At 72.0% G+C, this 19,535-nt stretch carries 20 protein-coding genes, 1 tRNA gene and 1 other RNA gene; 11 read left to right on the top strand and 11 right to left on the bottom strand.

Annotated elements, in window-relative coordinates:
• Positions 1 to 110: 110 nt before the first annotated feature.
• The gene (locus tag BLU20_RS04235; RefSeq protein ID WP_157270304.1) at positions 111 to 305 is read left to right on the top strand and encodes a hypothetical protein; all 195 of its coding nucleotides are present in this window, start codon (positions 111 to 113) and stop codon (positions 303 to 305) included.
• Positions 306 to 383: 78 nt separating this feature from the next.
• On the opposite strand, the gene BLU20_RS04230 is transcribed toward BLU20_RS04235, so the two are convergent.
• The 9 genes from BLU20_RS04230 to ffs all read right to left on the bottom strand — a co-directional run bounded on the left by BLU20_RS04230 (position 384) and on the right by ffs (position 9,650).
• A complete protein-coding gene (locus tag BLU20_RS04230) occupies positions 384 to 1,508 on the bottom strand; it encodes an aspartate-semialdehyde dehydrogenase (protein WP_043109863.1) in 1,125 nt (374 codons plus the stop codon).
• Between the two features lie 14 nt (positions 1,509 to 1,522).
• Positions 1,523 to 2,866 carry an aspartate kinase gene (locus BLU20_RS04225; RefSeq protein ID WP_029252833.1) on the bottom strand — a complete coding sequence of 448 codons (1,344 nt, stop codon included), beginning with the start codon at positions 2,864 to 2,866 and terminating at the stop codon, positions 1,523 to 1,525.
• A gap of 144 nt (positions 2,867 to 3,010) precedes the next feature.
• Entirely contained in the window at positions 3,011 to 3,805 is a 795-nt protein-coding gene (locus tag BLU20_RS04220; RefSeq protein ID WP_172829011.1) for a sulfite exporter TauE/SafE family protein, read from the bottom strand.
• Entirely contained in the window at positions 3,802 to 4,365 is a 564-nt protein-coding gene (locus BLU20_RS04215; protein ID WP_083371716.1) for a DUF5063 domain-containing protein, read from the bottom strand. The genes BLU20_RS04220 and BLU20_RS04215 overlap by 4 nt, the downstream gene beginning before the upstream one ends.
• The gene (gene recR, locus BLU20_RS04210) at positions 4,358 to 4,957 is read right to left on the bottom strand and encodes a recombination mediator RecR (RefSeq protein WP_029252830.1); all 600 of its coding nucleotides are present in this window, start codon (positions 4,955 to 4,957) and stop codon (positions 4,358 to 4,360) included. The genes BLU20_RS04215 and recR overlap by 8 nt, the downstream gene beginning before the upstream one ends.
• 62 nt (positions 4,958 to 5,019) lie before the next feature.
• On the bottom strand, positions 5,020 to 7,440 hold the full coding sequence (locus BLU20_RS04205; RefSeq protein ID WP_083372903.1) for a DNA polymerase III subunit gamma and tau: 2,421 nt from the start codon (positions 7,438 to 7,440) through the stop codon (positions 5,020 to 5,022).
• Between the two features lie 64 nt (positions 7,441 to 7,504).
• Positions 7,505 to 8,320, bottom strand: coding sequence for a hypothetical protein (locus BLU20_RS04200; RefSeq protein ID WP_083371715.1), 816 nt, complete (start codon positions 8,318 to 8,320; stop codon positions 7,505 to 7,507).
• 15 nt (positions 8,321 to 8,335) lie between these two features.
• Positions 8,336 to 9,433, bottom strand: coding sequence for an acyltransferase family protein (locus BLU20_RS04195; protein WP_172829010.1), 1,098 nt, complete (start codon positions 9,431 to 9,433; stop codon positions 8,336 to 8,338).
• Between the two features lie 120 nt (positions 9,434 to 9,553).
• Positions 9,554 to 9,650: signal recognition particle sRNA small type (gene ffs / locus BLU20_RS04190), an RNA gene on the bottom strand.
• A gap of 151 nt (positions 9,651 to 9,801) precedes the next feature.
• On the opposite strand from ffs, the gene BLU20_RS04185 reads away from it, so the two are divergent.
• Together BLU20_RS04185 and BLU20_RS04175 are read left to right on the top strand one after the other, a co-directional pair.
• A tRNA-Ser gene (locus BLU20_RS04185) sits at positions 9,802 to 9,888 on the top strand.
• A gap of 600 nt (positions 9,889 to 10,488) precedes the next feature.
• The gene (locus tag BLU20_RS04175; RefSeq protein WP_083371712.1) at positions 10,489 to 10,758 is read left to right on the top strand and encodes a hypothetical protein; all 270 of its coding nucleotides are present in this window, start codon (positions 10,489 to 10,491) and stop codon (positions 10,756 to 10,758) included.
• 14 nt (positions 10,759 to 10,772) lie between these two features.
• On the opposite strand, the gene BLU20_RS04170 is transcribed toward BLU20_RS04175, so the two are convergent.
• The gene (locus tag BLU20_RS04170) at positions 10,773 to 11,393 is read right to left on the bottom strand and encodes a response regulator transcription factor (protein ID WP_083371711.1); all 621 of its coding nucleotides are present in this window, start codon (positions 11,391 to 11,393) and stop codon (positions 10,773 to 10,775) included.
• Positions 11,390 to 12,661, bottom strand: coding sequence for a sensor histidine kinase (locus tag BLU20_RS04165; RefSeq protein WP_231959289.1), 1,272 nt, complete (start codon positions 12,659 to 12,661; stop codon positions 11,390 to 11,392). The genes BLU20_RS04170 and BLU20_RS04165 overlap by 4 nt, the downstream gene beginning before the upstream one ends.
• Positions 12,662 to 12,748: 87 nt before the next feature.
• Between BLU20_RS04165 and BLU20_RS04160 the strand changes: the two genes are divergently transcribed.
• From BLU20_RS04160 to BLU20_RS04125, 8 genes are read left to right on the top strand one after another with little or no spacing between them, the layout of a single operon-like run.
• Complete coding sequence (locus BLU20_RS04160) at positions 12,749 to 13,903, top strand: ABC transporter permease (protein ID WP_231959288.1); 1,155 nt, start codon at positions 12,749 to 12,751, stop codon at positions 13,901 to 13,903.
• A 46-nt stretch (positions 13,904 to 13,949) separates the two neighbouring features.
• Positions 13,950 to 14,627 carry an ABC transporter ATP-binding protein gene (locus tag BLU20_RS04155; protein ID WP_083371709.1) on the top strand — a complete coding sequence of 226 codons (678 nt, stop codon included), beginning with the start codon at positions 13,950 to 13,952 and terminating at the stop codon, positions 14,625 to 14,627.
• Between the two features lie 22 nt (positions 14,628 to 14,649).
• Positions 14,650 to 15,324, top strand: coding sequence for a TetR/AcrR family transcriptional regulator (locus tag BLU20_RS04150; RefSeq protein ID WP_029252820.1), 675 nt, complete (start codon positions 14,650 to 14,652; stop codon positions 15,322 to 15,324).
• A 24-nt stretch (positions 15,325 to 15,348) separates the two neighbouring features.
• Positions 15,349 to 16,287: an ABC transporter ATP-binding protein gene (locus BLU20_RS04145; RefSeq protein ID WP_083371708.1), complete on the top strand. Its 939-nt coding sequence runs from the start codon at positions 15,349 to 15,351 to the stop codon at positions 16,285 to 16,287.
• Positions 16,284 to 17,900, top strand: coding sequence for an ABC transporter permease (locus tag BLU20_RS04140; RefSeq protein ID WP_083371707.1), 1,617 nt, complete (start codon positions 16,284 to 16,286; stop codon positions 17,898 to 17,900). The genes BLU20_RS04145 and BLU20_RS04140 overlap by 4 nt, the downstream gene beginning before the upstream one ends.
• A gap of 43 nt (positions 17,901 to 17,943) precedes the next feature.
• On the top strand, positions 17,944 to 18,261 hold the full coding sequence (locus tag BLU20_RS04135; RefSeq protein ID WP_083371706.1) for a type II toxin-antitoxin system VapB family antitoxin: 318 nt from the start codon (positions 17,944 to 17,946) through the stop codon (positions 18,259 to 18,261).
• On the top strand, positions 18,258 to 18,932 hold the full coding sequence (locus BLU20_RS04130; RefSeq protein ID WP_083371705.1) for a LytR C-terminal domain-containing protein: 675 nt from the start codon (positions 18,258 to 18,260) through the stop codon (positions 18,930 to 18,932). The genes BLU20_RS04135 and BLU20_RS04130 overlap by 4 nt, the downstream gene beginning before the upstream one ends.
• A complete protein-coding gene (locus BLU20_RS04125; RefSeq protein ID WP_083371704.1) occupies positions 18,932 to 19,534 on the top strand; it encodes a GNAT family N-acetyltransferase in 603 nt (200 codons plus the stop codon). The genes BLU20_RS04130 and BLU20_RS04125 overlap by 1 nt, the downstream gene beginning before the upstream one ends.
• The last annotated feature ends 1 nt before the right edge of the window (position 19,535 follow it).

Below are 19,535 nucleotides of genomic sequence, written 5' to 3'. Positions count from 1 at the left end.
ACGCGTGAGTGGCGCAAGAGGAGACTCACCGAGGGTCTGCGTGCGCAGAGCCACACTGGGTACGCTCGTCCGATGCTTCCCTCCGGCCGAGCACCCGCAAGATGCGCCCGATGACGAGGCGCCTGATCGTCCCCGGCCTCGTCGTCCTGATGATCGGCTCGTACTTCGCGGCGTTCGAGGTCACCGGCACGGCCTCGACGGTGCTGCGCATCGCTTCCGCCGTCTTCTTCGTCGCGTCGGTCGTCGCGTTCAATCTCCTCGTCACCCGACGGCGCAGATCTCGGGGGCCCGCGCCTCCGCGGTGAGGACGGACCTTCGGACAGACGAACGACGGGAGGCGGCGGGGCATCCGCCCCACCGCCTCCCGTCCGGGATCTCGAACGTCAGTCGCCGAGGGCGGCGGCGTCCACGGCGTCGAGGGTCTGCAGCTCGGCGAGGTCGGCAGCGACGAGCTCGGCGATCTGCACGGCGTTCAGCGCGGCGCCCTTGCGCAGGTTGTCGTTCGCGACGAACAGGACCAGGCCACGACCGCCGGGCACGCTCTGGTCCTGCCGGATGCGCCCGACGAACGACGGGTCGGCCCCCGCGGCGAGCAGCGGCGTCGGGACGTCGGCCAGGGCGACACCCGGGGCGTCGGCCAGCAGCTCACGCGCACGCTCCGGCGTGATCGGCTCTGCGAACTCGGCGTGGATCGCGAGCGCGTGCCCGGAGAACACCGGCACCCGCACGCACGTCCCCGCGACGGCGAGCTCCGGCAGGGCGAGGATCTTGCGCGACTCGTTGCGGAGCTTCTGCTCCTCGTCGGTCTCCCCCGACCCGTCGTCCACCACGGACCCGGCCATCGGCAGCACGTTGAACGCGATGGGCGCCACGTACTTGACCGGGTCCGGGAAGGCGACCGACGCGCCGTCGTGCACCAGCCCGAGCGTGTCCTGCCCGACGGCGGAGCGTACCTGGGTGTCGAGCTCTTCCGCCCCGGCGAGGCCGGACCCCGAGACGGCCTGGTACGTGGCGACGACCAGGCGCTCCAGGCCAGCGACGTCGGCGAGCGGCTTGAGCACCGGCATCGCCGCCATCGTGGTGCAGTTCGGGTTGGCGACGATGCCCTTGGACGCCTCGGAGATCGCGTCCGGGTTGACCTCGGAGACGACGAGCGGGACGTCGGGGTCCAGGCGCCAGGCCGACGAGTTGTCGATCACCAGCGCGCCGGCCTCCGCGAACCGCGGGGCGTGCTCGCGCGAGGTGCCACCGCCGGCGGAGAACAGCGCGACGTCGATGCCGGCGAGGTCGTCCGTCGCGGTGGCCGCGACGTCCTCGACGACGACGTCGTACCCGCGGAACGGGAGCGTCGTCCCGGCCGACCGGGCCGACGCGAAGAACCGGATCGTCGAGACCGGGTAGTCGCGCTCCTCGAGCAGACGGCGCATCACGGCACCGACCTGCCCCGTGGCACCGACGACGGCGACGGCGACGCCCTCGGGGGCGATCTCAGCAGGGATCGTGGTCATCACTGCCACCCCTCTCAGCGGCCGGTGCCGGCGTAGACGACGGCCTCGGCCTCGGTGTCGAGGTCGAACGCCGTGTGCACGGCGCGGACCGCGTCGTCGAGCGAGTCGGCGCGGGTCACCACCGAGATCCGGATCTCCGAGGTGGAGATCATCTCGATGTTGACGTTGGCGTCGCTCAGCGCCGCGAAGAACTTCGCGGAGACGCCGGGGTGCGACTTCATGCCCGCACCGATCAGCGACAGCTTGCCGATCTGGTCGTCGATCTGCAGCGACTCGAAGGTGACGTCGTCACGCAGCGCGTCGAGCGCCGTCGTGGCCTCGACGACCTGGTCGGCCGGGAGGGTGAACGAGATGTCCGTCTTCCCGGTCGCGGCGGCCGAGACGTTCTGGACGATCATGTCGATGTTCACGCCCGCGGACGCGACGTTCTCGAAGATGCGGGCGGCCGTGCCGGGGACGTCGGGGACACCGACGACGGTGATCTTGGCTTCGCTGCGGTCGTGGGCGACGCCGGAGATGATCGGGGCTTCCATGCTCGACTCCTGCTCGGACTCGTGGGATCGGGGCTGCGAGAGGCTCGCGAAGAGTGCGTCCGAGAGTCCGGGCGCGTCGGGTACGTCGGCATCGGGGTTGATGACGAGCGTGCCGGGATGGGCCGCGTACGACGAGCGGACGTGGATGGGGACGTTGTACCGCCGCGCGTACTCGACGCAGCGCAGGACGAGGACCTTGGCGCCCGACGCCGCCATCTCCAGCATCTCCTCGAACGAGATGCGGTCGATCTTGCGCGCGGAGGGGACGATTCGGGGGTCCGCGGTGAACACGCCGTCGACGTCCGTGTAGATCTCGCAGACGTCGGCGCCGAGCCCGGCGGCCAGCGCGACCGCCGTCGTGTCCGACCCGCCGCGCCCGAGCGTCGTCACGTCGCCCGCCTCCGGATTGACGCCCTGGAAGCCCGCGACGATCGCGACGTGGCCCTTCTCGACCGTTTCGCGGATGCGGCTCGGGACGACGTCGACGATCCGCGCGCGGCCGTGGACGGCGTCCGTGATGAGGCCGGCCTGCTGACCGGTGAAGGACTTGGCGCGGATCCCGAGGTTCGTGATCGCCATCGCGAGCAGCGACATCGAGATGCGCTCGCCCGCCGTGAGAAGGATGTCCATCTCTCGCTGCGGGGGCAGCGGGGTGATCTCCCGGGCCAGGTCGATCAGCTCGTCCGTCGTGTCCCCCATCGCGGAGACCACGACGACGACGTCGTTCCCTGCCCGTTTCGCCTCGGCGATGCGCTTCGCCACGCGCTTGATGCTCTCGGCGTCACCAACCGATGACCCGCCGAACTTCTGCACAATCAGTGCCATGGTGTGCTCCGTCTGTCGCCGGCCTCCGTCTCTCTCAACGGCCCGCCGGGTGCTTGATGGTTCACGACATCGTAGGCGCGTCCCGGTCGGCGGACCGCGATTCGTCCGTATGCCGGGACTTCCCCGACCGGACGGCTCGAGCGGTCAGCCCGCGACGACGTCGTACCCGAGCGTGCAGATCAGCGCACCCACGACGACGACGAACACGACCCGGACGAACCCGCTCCCCCGGGCGACGGCCATCCGGGCCCCCACGTACCCGCCGCAGAGGTTCGCGACACCGACGACGAGACCCAGCGCCCAGAGCACCGCGCCGTACGGGATGAAGAAGATCAGCGCACCGAGGTTGGTCGCGAAGTTGACGATCTTCGCGAGCGCGGACGCCGGCAGGAACGCGTACCCGAGCACGCTGACGAGCGAGATGACGAGGAACGTCCCGGTGCCCGGGCCGAGCAGCCCGTCGTAGAAGCCGATGACGAGGCCGAGGCCTGCGGCGATCCAGCGGTGGCCGTTGCCCTCCCAGCGCAGGTCGCTCGTGCGCCCGAGCTGCGGCTTGGCGATCGTGTAGACGGCGACCGCGACCAGCACGACCAGGATGATCGGTGTGAAGAGCTCCTCCGGGATGCGGGAGGCGAGCGCCGCGCCGCCGATCGCCCCGACCAGAGCAAACGCCGCCATCGGCATGGCCGTCCGCATGTCGGGGCCGACGCGCCGGTAGTACGTCGTCGCCGAGACCGAGGTGCCCATGATCGAGGCGAGCTTGTTGGTCGCCAGCGCCTGGACGGGGCTGATGCCCGGGACGAGGAGCAGCGCGGGCAGCTGGACGAGCCCGCCACCGCCCACGACGGCGTCGATCCAGCCTGCCACGAAGCCTGCGACGATCAGCAGGACGATCGTCAGCAGGTCGATCTCGAGCCCGCCCGACTCGAGGACCGTCACGCCTGCAGGGCGTCGTACTCGGCTTCCGCCGCGACGTCGTCGTCCACGTCGAGGCGCAGGTGCGCGAGGACCATCACGAGCACGCGAGCCACGCCCGACGCCCGCTCCCCCCAGGACGACAGGTAGGAGAACTGCCACCACCACAGCGCCTCGGCGCGCCGGCCCGCGTCATAGTGCTGCAGACCCTTGGCGAGCGCCTCCGCGACCGTCGCGACGTCGTCGGACACCGCCGCACGCGCCACCTCGGCGCCCAGCACGGGGTCGACGACCTCCGCGTACTCGTCGAGCGAGTCGAACTGCAGGGCCAGGGACTCCCGCAGCGGGCCGAGGTCGGCCTCGTCGCCCGCGTCCGGCTCGAAGCGCTCCGGCGGCACGACGTCGACCATCGCACCGAGGCGCGCACCGGCGGCGACCACGTCGGACACGGCGAGCAGCAGCACCGGGATCACCGCCCCGGACGTTGCACCGGAGCCGACCTCGACCGCCGTCGTCAGGAACGTGCGTGCCTGCTCGGCGAAGGCGTCGGCGACCTCGCCGAGATTCGTCCGGGACTCACCCACCGACCAACCGCCTTCCCTCGAACGCCCGACCGAGAGTCACCTCGTCGGCGTACTCCAAGTCTCCACCGACGGGCAGCCCCGACGCGAGTCGAGTCACGCGCAGACCCATCGGGGCGAGCAGTCGCGACAGGTACGTCGCCGTGGCCTCGCCCTCGACGTTCGGGTCGGTGGCGATGATGATCTCCTCGACCACGCCGTCGGCCAACCGCGTCATGAGCTGGCTCATGCGCAGGTCGTCCGGCCCGACGTTCTCGATCGGATTGATGGCGCCGCCGAGCACGTGGTACTTGCCGCGGTACTCACGCGTCCGCTCGACGGCGACGACGTCCTTGGCCTCCTCGACGACGCAGATGGTCGCCGGGGAACGACGCGGATCCGCACAGATCCGGCAGGTCGCGGACTCGGCGACGTTGCCGCACGTCTCGCAGAACTGCACGCGCGCCTTCACCTCGGTGAGTGCGTCGGCGAGCCGGCGCACGTCGGAGGTGTCGGCCGCCAGCAGATGGAAAGCGATCCGCTGCGCACTCTTGGGCCCGACGCCGGGAAGCCGGCCGAGCTCGTCGATCAGGTCTTGGACCGCTCCTTCATACACCCCGTCAGCCTACGGCGTACCGGCGACAGTCCGGCGCCGCACACCCGTGCGCATCGCACCGACTACTGGCCCTCGGTAATCTCCTCGATCACGACGCCGCCCAGCATCGACTTCACGAGCGGGACACCGACCAGGCCGGTGGACGCGAGGTCCGGGTCGTCGGCAGACGTGTCCTCCTCGCCGGAGTCGTAGGAGGGCTTCGCGGTCTGGCGCGGGGCCGGACGCGCTGCTCCGGCGTTCAGCCGGGCGTTGGCGATCGCGCGCTCCGCCGCCGTCGGGGCGGCGGGTGGTCGCGGTGCGCTCGACGGGGCGGGTGCCGAGGATTCCGGGGCAGCGGGTTCCGGGTCCGGTTCCGGGTCGTCCGCGGTCTCGTCGCTCACGACCGACGGCGCCGAGACACGGTTGCGGGGCGTACCGGCCAGCCAGGCGGCGTCGGCGGCGTCGTCCGTCGCCGACGAGGGCTGCTGGGCGACCGGTGCCGGCGAAGCCTGCGCGTCCGACCCCGAGGCCGGGTGTGCCGACGAGCTCGTGACCGACGACGACGCGGCAGGCCCGTCCCCGACCCCCGGGTCAGGGGTCCGCGACCCGCCGCCGCCGTCTCCACCCGACGCGTCGTCGACGGCGAACTCGACCCGGACGGGCGAACCGGCGACGGCCGAGACCGCCGGCGGCACGGCATCCGGCCCGCCGAGGTCGCGGAACCGAGCGAACGAGCCCTGGTCGCGGAAACGGAGGGTCAGCAGGTCGTCGCCGAACTCGTACTGTGCGTTGCCGCGCATGATGGCGGGCAGCAGACCGTTGGCCTCACCGACCGCCTCCATGAGCCGGGACCATCCCTGTCGCAGCACGGACTTCAGCGCATCAGCTGCCAGGACAGGACCGTCCGACGTCGCGGGCTCCGGGCCGGACGGCTCGCTCGCCTCGGGCTCGGGCTCGCTCTCCGGCGCGGGCTCGGCTTCCGGTTCGACGTCAGCCCCCGGTCCCGCTTCCGGCTCGGGTGTCGACTCCAGCTCAGGGGTCGGTTCGGGTGCAGGCGTCGGCTCCGGCTCAGGCGTCGGTTCGGGTGCAGGCGTCGGCTCCGGCTCAGGCGTCGGCTCAGGCTCAGGCGCCGGTTCCGGCTCGGGGGTCGGTTCGGGTTCGGGCGTCGGTGCGACCGGCACCACCGGGGCGGCCTCGGCCGCCGGCTTCGACTTCCCCAGTGCCGCGCGGACCGCGTCGGCCCCGCGCGCCGTGGAGGCCGGGTTCGGCCGGGAGGGCGCCGAGCCGGCTCCAGCGCGACTCTCCTCCGCACGACCGACCGTGGCCGGTGCAGCACCGACGCCTCCCCCGACGCCGCGCTCCAACCGCTCGACGCGTGCTGCGAGCGCCTGCGCCGCACCGTCGCCGGCGGGCACGAGCAGGCGTGCACAGAGGAGTTCGAGGTGCAGACGCGGTGACGTCGCACCGGTCATCTCGGTCAGCGTCGCGTTGACAAGGTCCGCGGCCCGGGAGAGCTCGGCCAGGCCGAGCCGCTCCGCCTGGTTCTGCATGCGGGCCATCTGGTCGGCCGGGACGTCGCGCAGGACGGCCGCGGCGGCGTCGCCCGAGACGGCGATGATCACGAGGTCACGGAGGCGTTCGAGGAGGTCCTCGACGAACCGTCGCGGGTCGTGCCCGCTGGCGATCACGGTGTCGACCACGCGGAACATCGCGGCCCCGTCGGCGTTCGCCATCGCGTCGACGACGTCGTCGAGCAGCGTGGCGTGCGTGAACCCGAGGAGCGCGACGGCGCGCTCGTAGTCGACCTCGCCGTCCTCGGCACCGGCGAGCAGCTGGTCCATCACCGAGAGCGAGTCGCGGGCCGAGCCGCCGCCGGCGCGCACGACGAGCGGGATGACGCCGGCGCCGATCCGCATGCCCTCGAGGTCGCAGAGGTGCTCGATGTAGGGGCCGAGGACGTCCGGCGGGATCAGGCGGAACGGGTAGTGGTGCGTGCGCGAACGGATCGTGCCGATGACCTTGTCGGGCTCCGTCGTCGCGAAGATGAACTTCACGTGCGCGGGCGGCTCCTCGACGATCTTGAGGAGGGCGTTGAACCCGGCCGGCGAGACCATGTGCGCCTCGTCGATGATGAAGATCTTGAACCGGTCCCGGGTGGGGGCGAACGAGGCGCGTTCACGCAGGTCGCGCGCGTCGTCGACACCACCGTGCGAGGCCGCGTCGATCTCGACGACGTCCAGGCTCCCCGACCCGCCGTGGCCGAGCTCACGGCACGAGTCGCACTCCCCGCACGGGGTCGGCGTGGGGCCCTGCGCGCAGTTGAGGCACCGTGCCAGGATCCGGGCCGACGTCGTCTTGCCGCAGCCGCGTGGGCCGGAGAACAGGTAGGCGTGCGTGATGCGGTCGGACCGGAGCGCCTGCCCGATCGGCCCGGTCACATGGTCCTGCCCGATCACGTCCGCGAACGTGTCGGGGCGGTAGCGGCGGTACAGGGCGGTGCTCACCCCGGTCACTCTAGACGTCGAGACCGACACGAACATCCCGCAGGGATCTCGCCGTCGGCCCCGGTCAGTGCGTCGTGATCGGTGCCAGGTACAGGCCGGGGTCGCAGCCGCCCTCGCCCGGCTCGAGCTGGATGCGGTCGAAGCCGGAGAACCGCCACGCGGACTCGCCGACGTGTCGCACCCCGACGATGCAGTCGCGGGCCCGCAGCACCCCGACGGTGGCGACCAGCACGTCGGAGCCCTGGTCGGCCCGCACGTCCACGAACTCCGGGAACGCCTCGCGCAGTGCGGCCTCCGCCGTGGCGGGTGTCGCGTCGTCGGGGAGCGCGTCGAGTGCCGCCAGGACGGTCGCCTCGGCGTTTGGGTCCAGGGACGGCAGCGGCGTCGGCTCGGGGGCGGGCGCCCCGCCCAGGTCGTCGGGGCAGTCGATCTCGTCGCGGGTCGCCTCGGCGTCGTGCTCGTAGGCGTGCACGGTGAACCGCCAGCAGGTCAGCGACGTTCCCGCCGAGACCCCGGGGTCGAAGAACTCTCCGGACGATCCCCGGACCTCCGCCCGGATCGCCACCTCCACCGCGGCGCCCTCGTCGCTCCCGGAGTCTCCGTCCCAGCCGAGCACGGTGACGCCGTCCGGGCCGTCGGCGACGACCTGCGCCGCCAGGTTCTCCGCGCCGAGGGGGTCGGCGTACCGGGGCTCGAGATCCTCGGCGATCTGCTCAGCAGTCGCCTCGGCCTGCTGCTCGGCCACGCGGTCCCCGTCGTCCGGGACGGAGACCTCGTAGAACAGCCAGCCGACCAGGACCACGGCGAGGACGAGGAGCGCCCCCAGACCGATTCCGACGACCCTCAGTACGCTGCCCCCTGCAGTCCTCGACGACGACATGCGCCGATCCTTCCACTAGAACCGGACGCCCGCGACGACGTCCCCGGCCATCTCACGCGGAGCGCGGGAAGGGAGCCACGGCGGAGCCTCGAGGTGTCCCGTGACGGTCCGGCGCAGCGGGCGGCCCCATCGACGGTCGACGAGGTGCAGGACGATCACCGAGATCACGACGGAGACCAGCAGAGCGCCGGCGAGCGCCACCCAGCGGCCGGCCCGGACGTCGAGGACCTCGATCACGGCCCACCCGAAGTACTCGTGCAGCAGGTAGAGCGGGTACGTCAGTGCGCCGAGCGTGCCCAGGAATCCCCAGTTCACCCGCTGCACGGGCCGCACGAGGACGGCCAGGCCCACCAGCCCGATCGCGACGACGACGAGCCCGGCCATCGCCCAGGCGTTCACCCCACCCCCGGAGACGATCGCGTCGACGGAGCCCGTCTGGTGCGCGCCGGCGAGCCACGCCGCGAGCATGACGTTGAGGGCGAGCGCCCCGACCCGGGCCCGGCTGAGCCCGAACCGGTGCAGCAGAAAGAGCATCATCCCGGCCGCGAACAGCGGCATCCAGCCGACGATCGTGAACGTCGCACCGAGACTCGGGTCGACGAGGTACGCCACCGTGAACCCGGTCGAGGCCAGCGTGGAGCCGACGACGAGCCGCCGCTCGGTGATCCCGGCGGCGAGCAGGAGCCCGACGAGGACGTAGAACTGCAGCTCGACCCAGAGCGTCCAGTAGACGCCGTCGACGGCGGGCACCCCGAGGGGTTCGCTCAGCATCGTCAGGTTCACCACGACGTCGGACGCGGAGCGCGGGGTGAACGTCGGCCACCACAGCCGCAGCGCCGCCGTCATGAGCACCGCGGTCCAGAACACGGGGAACAGCCGGCCCGCGCGGGAGCCGATGAAGTCCGGGATCGACCGGCCCCACGCCGACATCAGGATCACGAACCCGCTGATGACGAAGAACAGGTGGACGCCGACGTACCCGTAGCGCGTGAGCTCGGAGAGCACCGGGAAGACCTCCACCGGAAGCCCCTCGGCCCACCGCGAGTGGTCGCGGGCCGTGAAGTGGAACAGGACGACGGCGAACGCCGCGACGAACCGGAGCCCGTCAAGCACGTGAAGACGCATATCCACCCAAGGTTGTCCGACAGCAGGACACTCGAGAGCAGGCTCTCGAGTGCAGCCACGGACTCTGCCAACCTTCGGGCAACTCGCATCTCGGGCCCGGGCGGAGACGCAAAGGACCCCCCGTACACCCGCCAGAGCCCACCTGCCCTTGCTGCCTTCCGGCCCTGGGGGAGTTCAGTGAGGTAACGCCGTACGAGGGGTCTGCCCCTAGCCTAGCGGCTGATGCGCCCGGATCGAAAACCGGCCCGGCCCCGCCTCGTGACCAACTGCACGACGACGCGGATTCGGTTCCCACGGCATCTGTCCGGTACCCTCGGATGGCTGCCGTACGTCCGTCGGGACGTGGGTCAGTACCAGGAGGATTCGCCTAGCGGCCTATGGCGCACGCTTGGAAAGCGTGTTGGGTGTGAAAGCCCTCGGGGGTTCGAATCCCCCATCCTCCGCAGAGACAGCGGCCCGTTGCACGCACGTGCAGCGGGCCGCTGTCGTTGACGGACTCGATGCCCTGAGTTCCGCGGAATCCCCGGGTCGTCTCCACGTCACCGACCCGTCTGTCCGAGACCGCTCGACAACCGGCGCACGCCCTCGAGTTCACTCCCTGGTCCTCCCCTCTCTGCCGACACGGTCTGTGGAAGGATCCGGGGCTGAACGACCGACGACACGATGCTGTGCCGTCGAGCGACAGAGGACCGGGGGGCTACTCAACACATGTACGGAATTCGCGGTACGACCTGGCGCCAGCCCGGTTGTTTCGCCACAGTCCTCATCGTTCTGGCGGCGATCTCCCTCGCACCCATTGCGTCAGGATTGCTCGGCAGCCTGATCCTCTGGGTGTGGAGGCTGACGACCACTCCCGAGACGGTCGACGTGGCCATGATGTACCTGAGCATCTTCGCGGTCTTCGCAGGCGGATTCGTCTGGGCCGGGTTCCGGATTCATCGCCACCTCACGGCGCGCACGGTGTTCTGGTGCCCACGGTGCGGTGTGACGACGGACCCTCGTTTCGAGATCTGCCGCGCGTGCGGACGAGTGAAGTCGCACCGGTGAGCGCGACCGCTCGGGGGCTGAACCTCACTCGTCGTCGCGTCACCCTCGTCTGGCTCCTCATGGCCGCCGTCGGGCTCGTCTGGGCGAACGAGGAGACCGTGGTCGCCGTCCAGGTTCTCGGCCTCGCCGTAGTGGTGGCGCAGACGGTCCGGCTCGTGGTCCACCGGGTCCGCGGGGAGGCCGGTCGGGCTCGCGGCGCTCTGCTCGGGCTTGCGGCCGGTGCCGTCCTCACGGTCGTCGCGACCGTCGTCCCCGTCTGGACGTAGGGCCAGGCCTGGTCTCAGAGCATCCCTCGGTCGCGCGCGACGGCGACTGCCCCGGTGCGTGACTGCGTGCCCAGCTTGGTGTTGATGTGGGCCAGGTGCGACTTCACGGTCGCGACGGACAGGAAGAGCTCGCGGGCGATCGCGTCGTTCGAGCGTCCGGCCGCGACGAGGCCGAGCACCTCGAGCTCCCGGGCGCTGAGGTTCTGCTCGGGGGCGCGCATCCGGCCGAAGATCCGCTGCTGCACCGCCGCTCCGAACGACATCTCTCCCGCGGCGGCCGAGCGGATGGCGCGGGCCAGCTCCTCCGTCGGCGCGTCCTTCAGGACGTACCCGGTGGCTCCGGACTCGATGGCGGCGAGGATGTCGGCGTCCGACCCGTACATGGTCACGACGAGCACGGGCACGGCGTAGGTCTCGACGATGGCGCCGGTCGCCTCGACACCGCCCATCGCGGTCGTCCCGAAGCGCAGGTCCATCAGGATGACGTCCGCGGTATCGCCGTCGCGCAGCCAGTCGAGCAGCGCCTCGGCGGTCGCCGACTCGTGCACCACCTGCATGTCGTCATGGGAGTCGACGACGGCGCGCAGGCCGGCGCGGACGACGGGGTGGTCGTCGGCCAGGACGACGTCGATCATGCGGTCATCTCCGGGTCGGGCACGGTCGCCCCGGGCGGCGGCCCGGCCTCGTGGACGGGGAGCGCGACCGCGAGCGCCGTCCCTCCCCCGGGTGCCGACTCGAGGACGACCGCCCCGGCGAGCTCGTGGACGCGCGAGCGGATCGCGGGAAGGCCGAAGCCGCCGCCCCCGGAACCTCGCGTCGGGGAGACGGCGGGGTCGAACCCGTGCCCGTCGTCGACGACGTCGAGGGTCACCTGCTCGGGCTCGTAGGTGAGGGTGAGGCGCGCGTGGGCGGCGTCGGCGTGCCGGCTGACGTTCGCGAGCGCGGACTGCGCGATCCGCAGGACGGCCGTCTCCACCGGGACGGGCAGCGCGCGCGGCTCCCCGCAGGTCTCGACGTCGACGGTCAGGGGCGTCGCGCCGTCGGAGGACGCGGTGGCGCTCCGTCCGGCGACGCGGCGGAGCGCTCCGACGAGCGTCGTGCGGTGCAGGTCGGCCGGCGTGAGGTCCTCGACGAGCCGGCGCGCGTCCGCGAGGCTGTCCTGGGCCGCGGTGCGGGCCTGGTCGACGAGGCGACGGGCTCGGGCGTCGTCGGCGCCGATCGCGGGTTCGGCGGTGCGCAGCAGCAGCTCGATCGCGGTGAGCGACTGCGCGACGGTGTCGTGGATGTCGCGGGCGACCCGTTCCCGCTCGGCGGCGACGGCGTTCTCACGGTCCGCGGCCGCGAGGTGCAGGCGCGCGGCGGTGAGCTCCTCGACCGTGCGCTGACGGGCCTCCGACTCCCGGACGAGAGCCTCGAGCCCCAGCACCACCCCGATCGCCACGGCTGCCCCGAAGAGCGGGCCGAGGATGAACCCGGTCCAGGAGTCGCCCGGGCTCACCTGCACGAGCAGCCCCTCGGCGACCGCCAGGGCGGCGGTCGCGAGGACCATCAACGGCCCCCGGTGCGGGCCGAGGACGTGCATCTGCAGGAACATCAGCGGGAAGGCGATCCAGAGCGCCCCGGGCGTCAACCAGAGCAGGACGGCCCACGGGAGGAGCAGCGCGAGGATCCACGTCGTGTCGGGCCACCAGGCACCGCGGGGTGCGGAGATGGGACGCTGCTGGACGCGGACGGCGAGCCGTCCCCACACGTAGACCCCGAGGAGCACGACGGCCGCGAGCGCCGCGGGTGCCCGAGACCCGGCGGGGGCCGTCACGACCGCGACGACGACGAGCGCGCCCATCAGCACGTCGAGCCCCACGAAGAGGCCGCGCGCCACGGGTGGCCTCGGGTGCCGGTTCACCTGAGCCACGGTAGTCGCGTGCTGGAACCGCGCATCGTCCGAAAGGTTGACCGCGGCGTCGACCTTCGGCGCGGCAGAGTCACTCTCGTGCCCGATGACCCCCGGGGTACGCGCGACGGAGGCTGGAACCAGTCCCACCACCCGGAGGTTTCCGTGTTCGTCGCCCTACGTGACCTGAAGAACGCCCGCGGTCGATTCGTCCTGATGTCCGTCGTGATCATCCTGATCACGTTCCTCGTCACCTTTCTCTCCTCGTTGACCGCCGGGCTCGCCCGGGAGTCGACGTCGGCCGTCACGGACCTGCCGTCCGACCATCTGGCGTTCTCGATGCCGAGCTCCGACGACAGCCCCGAGTTCACGGCCTCCCGCGTGACCGCGGACCAGTGGACCGGCTGGGAGGACGTCGCCGGCGTCGAGTCGGCCGACCCCCTGGGCGTGGCGACGACGCGGGCCGAGTCCGCGAGCACCACCGCGGGGGTCACAGCGCTCGGCGTGGAGCCCGGGTCGGGCCTGGTCCCGGGCGGCGACGTCGCGTCCGGGGAGGTCGTGCTCACCCCGGGTGCGGCCGCCGACCTCGACGCCGAGGTCGGCGACGCCGTCACGATGGGGGGCAGCGACCTCACGGTGGCGGCCGTCGTCGACGCGGACGAGTCGTTCTCGCACTCCCCCGTCGTGTGGACGACGCTCGACGACTGGCAGGCGATCGGCGCCCGCGGCGCGACGGGCGAGACGGACGGTCCGGTCGCCTCGGTGGTCGCCCTGTCGAGCTCTGACGCCGACGCGTTCGCGGCGGCGGACGCCGATCTCGGCACCACGACGGTCACGACGTCCGACGCCCGCTCGGCGGTCCCGTCGTTCGCCGGCGAGAACCTCTCCCTGACGACGATGCAGCTGTTCCTGCTCGTGATCTCCGCGCTCGTCGTGGGTGCGTTCTTCACCGTCTGGACGATCAGCCGGTCCGCGGACATCGCGGTCCTCAAGGCGCTCGGGGCCTCGACCCGGTATCTGCTCAAGGACGCACTCGGCCAGGCGGCGCTCGTCCTGACCGGCGGTGTCGCCGTGGGCACGGGCCTGACCGTCCTGGGGGCCGCAGTGCTCCCCGCCGCGGTCCCGGTCTCGGTGTCCTGGTCCACGACCCTCGTCCCGGCGGTCGCCCTCGTCGTCCTCGGGCTCGTGGGCGCGGCGGTCTCCGTCGCCCGGATCACCCGGGTCGACCCGCACGCCGCCCTCGCCGCGCACTGACCTGCCCGGCACCCGCCCCACCACGTACCGACCGAAGGAGAACCCGGTGGATCTGCACCTGGAGCACGTCACCCTCGTCTACCCCGACGGGGAGAGCACCCTCACCGCCGTCGACGACGTCAGCCTCACCGTCCCGGCCGGGACCACGACGGCGCTGCTCGGGCCGTCGGGCGCCGGCAAGTCGAGCCTTCTGGCCGTCGCGGCGGGGCTGACGGCCCCGTCCCGGGGGCAGGTCCGGATCGGCGAGAGCGTGGTCTTCGAGCCGACGACGTCGGTCGCGGACGCCACGCGCGTGCGACGCGACCGCATCGGGATGGTGTTCCAGGCGCCGCAGTTCCTCGGGTCGCTGACCGCGCTGGAGCAGCTGGAGCTCCACGCCCACCTGCGCGGCGAGAAGCCGGCGAGCCTGCGCGACCGCTCGCTCGAGCTCCTCGACGCGGTGGGCGTCGTCGACCACGCGGCGAAGCGGCCCGCCCAGCTCTCGGGCGGCCAGCGTCAGCGGGTCGCGATCGCCCGGGCACTGGTGGGTGAGCCCGACGTGCTGCTCGTCGACGAGCCGACCTCCGCGCTGGACCACGAGCGCGGTGTCCAGGTGGTCGAGCTGATCACCGGCCTGGCCCGGTCCACCGGGGCTGCCACCGTGCTGGTCTCGCACGACTCCTCGACGCTGGCGTCCGTGGACGCGACCGTGCAGATGGTCAACGCGCGCCTCGACAGCGCCTGAACAGGCGTATAGCCTGTTGAACATGCGTTCAGCAGGCAGCTCGACCCCTCCGCCCGAGGACCTCACCGCCCGGGCGAGGATCCGCGACGCCGCGATCGTGCGCTGGGGCACCGACGGGTTCGGCACGGGTCTGCGCGCGGTCGCCGCCGACGCCGGTGTCAGCGCCGGGCTCGTCATCCACCACTTCGGGTCCAAGGACGGGCTGCGGGCCGCGTGCGACGAGCACGTCTTCGAGATCGTCCGGACCAGCAAGACCGAGTCGGTCGGCGGCACGGGCGACCCCCTCGCCCAGCTGGCATCGATGGACGAGTACGCCCCGCTCCTCGCCTACGTCGTGCGCACGCTCCAGGCCGGCGGCCCGGCCGCCCGCGCGTTCGTCGAGCGGATGATCGACGACGCCGCGGGGTACGTGCGGGCCGGGGTCGCCGCCGGCACCATCAGGCCCTCCCGGGACGAGCACGCCCGCGCCCGGTTCATGACACTGGCCTCGCTCGGGGCGCTCCTGCTGCACGTCGCGCTCGACGAGCCCGACATCGCCGCACGGCCCGCCGCGACCATGCGCGCGTGGAGCGACAGCATCGCGCTCCCCGCCCTCGAGCTCTACACGGACGGGTTCTTCACCTCGGGCGAGATCCTCGACGGGTACCTCGCCTACAGCAGCGACCCGCCGCCGTCGGACGCGCCCCCACACCCCTGAGCCACTCCCCCACCCTGGAGAAGCATGTCCACCACCGACACCCCCGTCGAGATCCACGACCTCGTCAAGACGTTCGGCACGGTCCGGGCCCTCGACGGATTCAGCATGACCGTTCGCCGCGGCGAGGTCGCCGGGTTCCTCGGCCCCAACGGCGCCGGCAAGTCCACCACGATCCGCGTCCTGCTCGGCCTGATCAAGGCCGACGGCGGGAGCGCCCGCCTGCTCGGCGGCGACCCGTGGGCCGACGCCGTCGACCTGCACCGGCGCCTCGCCTACGTGCCCGGCGACGTCAACCTCTGGCCCAATCTCTCGGGCGGCGAGGCCATCGACCTGCTGACCCGGCTGCGCGGCCCCGTCGACCCGGGCCGCCGCGCCGACCTCCTCGAACGCTTCGAGCTCGACCCGTCGAAGAAGGCTCGCACCTACTCCAAGGGCAACCGGCAGAAGGTCGCGCTCGTCGCGGCGCTCGCCGCCGACACCGAGCTCCTGATCCTCGACGAGCCGACCTCAGGGCTGGACCCGCTGATGGAGTCCGTCTTCACCGACTGCGTCCGCGAGGCCACCGACCGGGGCGCGTCGGTGCTGCTGTCGAGCCACATCCTCGGCGAGGTGGAGAAGCTCTGCGACACGGTCACGATCATCCGCGCCGGCAAGGACGTCCAGTCCGGCACGCTCGACGACCTGCGGCACCTGACCCGCTCGACGTACACCGCCGACGTCACCGGCGACCCCGAGGAGCTCACAGCACTCGACGCCGTCCACGACCTCACGGTGAGCCCGGTCGGCGACGGCCGGGCCGTCACCGTCTCGTTCTCGGCGGACAACGACCGCACCGATGAGGTGGTCGCCGCGCTCTCCGGCCTGGGCCTGCGGCGCCTGGTCACCGCACCGCCGTCGCTCGAGGAGATGTTCCTGCGCCACTACGGCGACGACGTCACCGGCTCCCGGACGGTCCAGGGATGACCGGCACCTGGACCCTCGTCCGGCACGGCCTGCGTCGGGACCGGCTCCGGATCGCGATCTGGGCGGTCGCGGCCTCGCTGATGTTCCCGTACGGGATCCTCGCGCTCGATGCGATCTACCCGACCGCCGCCGACCGGCAGGTGCGAGCCGACCTCGTCTCGACCCCGGCCGCCACGATCATGACCGGCCCGGGCTACGGCATGGAGGACTACACGCTCGGCGCGATGACGGCCAACGAGTTCACGCCGTTCGTCGTCGTCGCGATCTGCATCATGTCGATCCTGCTGGCCGTCCGGCACACCCGCGCGGAGGAGGAGACGGGGCGCACCGAGCTCGTCCGGGCCGGCGTCGTCGGGCGCAGCGCGCAGGGGGTCTCCGCGTTCGTCGTCGTCACCGTGGCGAACCTGGCGGTCGCGACACTGAGCACCGTGCTGATCCTCGCCTCCGGTGCCGGAATCGACGGGTCGGCGATCACCGTCGTCGACACCCTCGCACTGACCTCCGGCATGGCCCTGACCGGGATGGCCTTCGGCGCCGTGGCCCTGGTGACCGCGCAGGTCACCGAGCACGCGCGCACCGCCAGCGGCCTCGCCATGGCCGCCCTCGGCGCGGCCTTCGTCGTGCGCGCCGCGGGCGACATCCAGGAGACGCACGGCTCGACGCTCTCCTGGTTCTCCCCGCTGGCGTGGGTGCAGCAGATGCGCCCGTTCGTCGACCTGCGGTGGTGGCCGCTCGCGCTCACCCTGGCACTCGTCGTCGTTCTCCTGGCGGTCGCCTCGACGCTCAGCGCGAGGCGCGACCTCGGGGCCGGGCTCGTCGCACCGCGGAGCGGGCGGGCGACGGCACGGCCCGGGCTGCGGTCCCCGTTCGCTCTCGCCTGGCGACTTCAGCGCGCCTCGGTCGTCGCGTGGGGTGCCGGGATCGGGCTGCTCGCACTCCTGTCCGGGACGTTCGCCAGCTCGATGGACGACATCCTCGAGATGGTGGAGGGCAACGAGGCCGCCGCGGCGATCTTCGGCGACGCCGACCAGATCCTCGACGGCTTCAACTCCGTGATGATCCTGTACCTCGGGCTGATGGTGACGGCGTTCGCCGTCTCGTCGATCTTGCGTGCGCGCGCCGAGGAGCAGTCCGGTCGTGCCGAGCCGCTGTTCGCCGGACCCGTCGCCCGCACACGCTGGCTCGGTGCCCAGCTCGCGGTCACCGCCGTCGGCACGGTCCTGGTCCTCGTCGTGGCGGCCGTCGGGCTCGCCTTGGGCGAGCTGGTCGCGGGGGTAGGGAACGACGTCGCGCTGGACGTCGCGGTGGGGACGCTCGCGTACCTGCCGGCGGTCGCCGTCGTGGTCGGGGCAGTCCTGGCGCTCTACGGCCTGTTCGGGCGCGACCTCGGCGTCGGGTGGCTCCTCCTGGTCTACGGGTTCGTGGCCGGGCTGTTCGGCCCGCTGTTCGAGCTCCCCGAGTGGGCGATGCGCCTCTCGCCGTTCTACTCCGTGCCCGACGTCGCCGACACGGATCCCACGTCAGGGCCGCTCATCATCCTCACGGCCGTTGCGGCAGCGCTGATCCTCGCCGCATTTGTCGGGTTCCGACGACGCGACCTCACCACTGGATGAGAAGTTCCCAGTGTCAGGGCGCCCCTCACCTAGACTGGCCCGCATGATCTTCAGGTCCGTCGGCGAGGGGCGCCCGTACCCCGAGCACGGTCGAGAGAACCCGAGCGACTGGTCGGACGTCCCGCCACGCCAGGTGCGGCTCGACGAGCTCGTCACGACCAAGCGCATCCTCCACCTCGACGGCCTGCTGGCCGAGGACTCCACGTTCTACGGCGACCTCTTCGCCCACGTCGTCGAGTACGAGGGCGTCCTGTACCTTGAGGACGGCTTGCACAGGGCGATGCGGGCGGCGCTTCAGCAGCGGCCGGTGCTCCACGCGCGGGTCTTGACGATCGACGACGAGCAGGTGGGCACCCCGTGACAACTCCGCAGCAGCCGACGGCACGTGACCGTCGACGGCGACGCGAGCACGAGCGCCAGGCCCTCGTGTTCGGGATCCTGATCGCGATCCTCGCCGTGATCGGCGTCGGGTCCCTCGCCGTCTACACCGGGGCGGTCGAGTCTCCCTTCAACCGCGGGTTCACCACCATCGGCGAGAGCAAGGACACGCTCCAGCAGCCCTGTGTCCCCGACGAGACCATGCCGGTCTCGTACAAGTCCGTCTCGGTCACCGTGCTGAACGCGAGCGGCCGCACCGGCATCGCGACCATCACCGGCGACATGCTCGTCGACCGCGGGTTCCAGGTCGCCGAGGTGGGCAACGCGCTGGACGAGAACGGCAACGCCGAGGAGCTCCCGTACACGTTGGTCAGCTCCAACGCCGCCGGCCTCGCCGCCGCGTACACGGTGGCGGCCCAGCTGACGAACTCCGCCGTCGTGCTCGACGACCGGCCGGAGCCCACCGTCGACGTCCGGGTCGGCGCGAACTTCGACGGACTCATCCCCGAGGACGAGGTCACGCTCGAGGCCGACGTCCCGCTCACGAGCCCGGACCAGTGCACCGACGTCGAGGACATCACGCCCCGCCATTCCCCGGAGCCGGAACCCGAGGCGACAGAGGAAGGCGCGGACAGCACGGAGGCCTCGAGCTGATGACGATCCGCCCGGCGCGCGCCTCGGACCCCTCCGAGGTCGACGCGCTCTACGACATCTGCCTGCGCACCGGCGCCGACGGCCAGGACGCCACGGGACGGTTCGAGGACCCCCGCCTGCTCGGCGAGGTCTATCTCGGCGCGTACCTGGCGCTGGAGCCGTCGCTCGCCTTCGTCGTGACGTCCGAGGACGACCGACCCCTCGGCTACGTGCTCGGCGTGCCGGACACCACGTCGTTCGAGGAGCGCCTCGACTCCGAGTGGTGGCCCGCGCTGCGCGAGCGCTACCCGCTCGACGGCGTCTCGCCCGACTCCCCCGACGCCGGCCTCGTGCGTCAGATCCACGCGCCGCACCGCACCGAGGCGCCCTGGCTCGCGGACTACCCCGCACACCTGCACGTCGACCTGCTCCCCGAGGCGCAGGGCGGGGGCAACGGGCGCCGGCTCCTCGAGGAGCTCTTCGACGCGCTCCGTGACCACGGGATCCCCGGTGTCCACCTCGGGGTCTCGGACACCAACACGTCGGCGATCGGGTTCTACCGGCACCTCGGGTTCGAGCCCCTGCCGGCTGGCAGCACCGTGCTCGGCCTCACCCTCGACTGAG

It is taken from the genome of Paraoerskovia marina, assembly GCF_900105445.1.
Lineage (GTDB): Bacteria > Actinomycetota > Actinomycetes > Actinomycetales > Cellulomonadaceae > Paraoerskovia > Paraoerskovia marina.
The sequence above is the reverse complement of the archived record's forward strand: the minus strand, read 5'-3'. Positions and strand labels throughout refer to the sequence as shown.